Annotated in this window: 1 protein-coding gene; it reads right to left on the bottom strand. The window is 58.0% G+C overall.

Annotated elements, in window-relative coordinates:
- A partial coding sequence (locus tag AC788_RS21675) for a neuraminidase-like domain-containing protein (protein ID WP_269082548.1) occupies window positions 1-1,866 on the bottom strand: 1,866 nt, incomplete at both ends.

Genomic DNA, 1,866 nt, shown 5'->3' with positions numbered 1-1,866 from the left:
GATGCTCGCTGTTGAGGCGATGGCTGATCAGGAACGGCAGGTGGAAGAACAGCTCCCAGAAGTAGAGGCCGTTGGCGCCCTTGAAGTCCATGAACGGCTGATTGCCGGACTCGGCCAAGGCGGGCTCTGGTAGGTGCTGGGTTTCCCAGGACAGCAGGTTTTCCAGGGCGATGTTGGCACGCTCGATCAGGTTACGGGCGAACAGGGTGTTCATGCGGATGGGCTGGCGAGCGCCGTTGTCGCGGTCGTTGCGGGCGATGGTAGATCCGTCGAAATCGATGTACTCGGCAGTGCCCAGGGTCGCGTTGGTGTAGTACGAGATTTTCGGGGCGATCAAGTGGGCGTCGTCGCCGACGGATTCAAGCGTGATCTCTGTGGCTTTGATGGCATGGCCTATGCCGGTGCTGCTGGTGCCGTTGGTCTCCATGACAAACACACCGTGGATGATCGTGAATTTGTTCTCCCCGCCAGGCCATTCGCCGCCCCAATCAGGGCGCAGCGATACAGCGTCGATTTTGATAGTGGTCGATAGCGAATGCTGGGCGGGCTGCAGCGAGGAGTAAGCCTGGCTCACGCTCAGATTGACTCTGGCCCGGTTGTCTTCAGGCGTGGGATCCAACATCGAGCTGGGGCGTGCGAGTAGCTGTTGAAACAGTAGGTCTCCGCCATTGAATGTAGGGCGGCTCCAGGAGGTTGCGCCGTCCGGAAAATTCATTCCAACCAATGTGATGACTTCACTTGGTGGCCGGGCTTTTAGTTGACGCAGAACCCCCATGTTGAAACTTTTGCCCGCGAGATCGGCCCTCCCTTGCCTATGTACATACGAGATGCTATTGCCGTTATGACGATCTCGAAACAATTCTGTAATTGAAACGGTGGGCGTCATTACGGCGATTTGCCCGTAAAAAGTCCCTGAGTACAGACCCTCACTGGCTGAAACATATGAGTTCCGGCCCAGGGTTACCCACTCGGATCCAGTATCGTCAGGCAGATCCAGTTCGAATGCGTACCTTTGACCCGCGGTATCACACACGAAACTGACGCCGGTTTCCTTGAACTCCGTATTGATCCGGGTCGTGAATTTGATTTGCCGGTTGACCTCATCCCACTCGATATCGCTGCCATCGACGGCATCCGAGATGCGCTCCTGCCAGCCGCCATGGTTCCACCCTGGCACACCACTGGTTCCAGGATGCGGCGACTTAGTCATGCTTGGAAGCTTGAGCCGGATCGATGCCCCGGTCACGGGGAACTGAAAGCGCCCGGCATTGGTATCAGCGTCGGCGAATAGCAGGCCGATGCGCAACACCAACTCAAAGCTAGGTCCCTTGTCGGGGGCGTCATCGACCACGCCGCGGATCGGAAACAGATTGAGACTGTTGAAGTTCTTGTCGATCTTCATGGTTTTCAGCAGGCGGTACTTGTCCGAGCTGCCATCGGCACTATCTGGACTCTTGACGTAACCGGCGTACATGGCCAGGAACAACGCTTCGGGGTTCGCCGACATATCGACGACCGCAATCGAGTGAACATCCAGAAGGCCGGCCGCCGTGGTGATCGCCGCTCGGTCGGCCTCGGTTTCCATGTAGCACTGCGGCGCACTCCAGCTGTCGTCGTACTTCTTGTACGTCAGGTTCAAGCGCAGCTTCGATGTCGCTTTGGGTTTGGGCAGGTTGCGGTGTTTGTACGTGCCGTCGTCCTCCGGCTTGACGGCTTCCAGATCACCGCTGCCTGCCGGATCGACGCTGTCGATCATCTCGACCCAGGTCACGAACAGCCGGTTGTTGAAGTACACCGGACGGATGGTTTTCTCGATCGCCGCTTCCGAGATCGGCAGGTTGGCCCGTTTCCAGTCCGACCAGGCGC

The sequence above is a fragment of the Pseudomonas sp. RIT-PI-a genome (assembly GCF_001187875.1).
GTDB classification, from domain to species: Bacteria; Pseudomonadota; Gammaproteobacteria; order Pseudomonadales; family Pseudomonadaceae; genus Aquipseudomonas; species Aquipseudomonas coleopterorum.
Note: the sequence above shows the minus strand (reverse complement) of the source record. Positions and strands in the feature narration are given on the sequence as shown.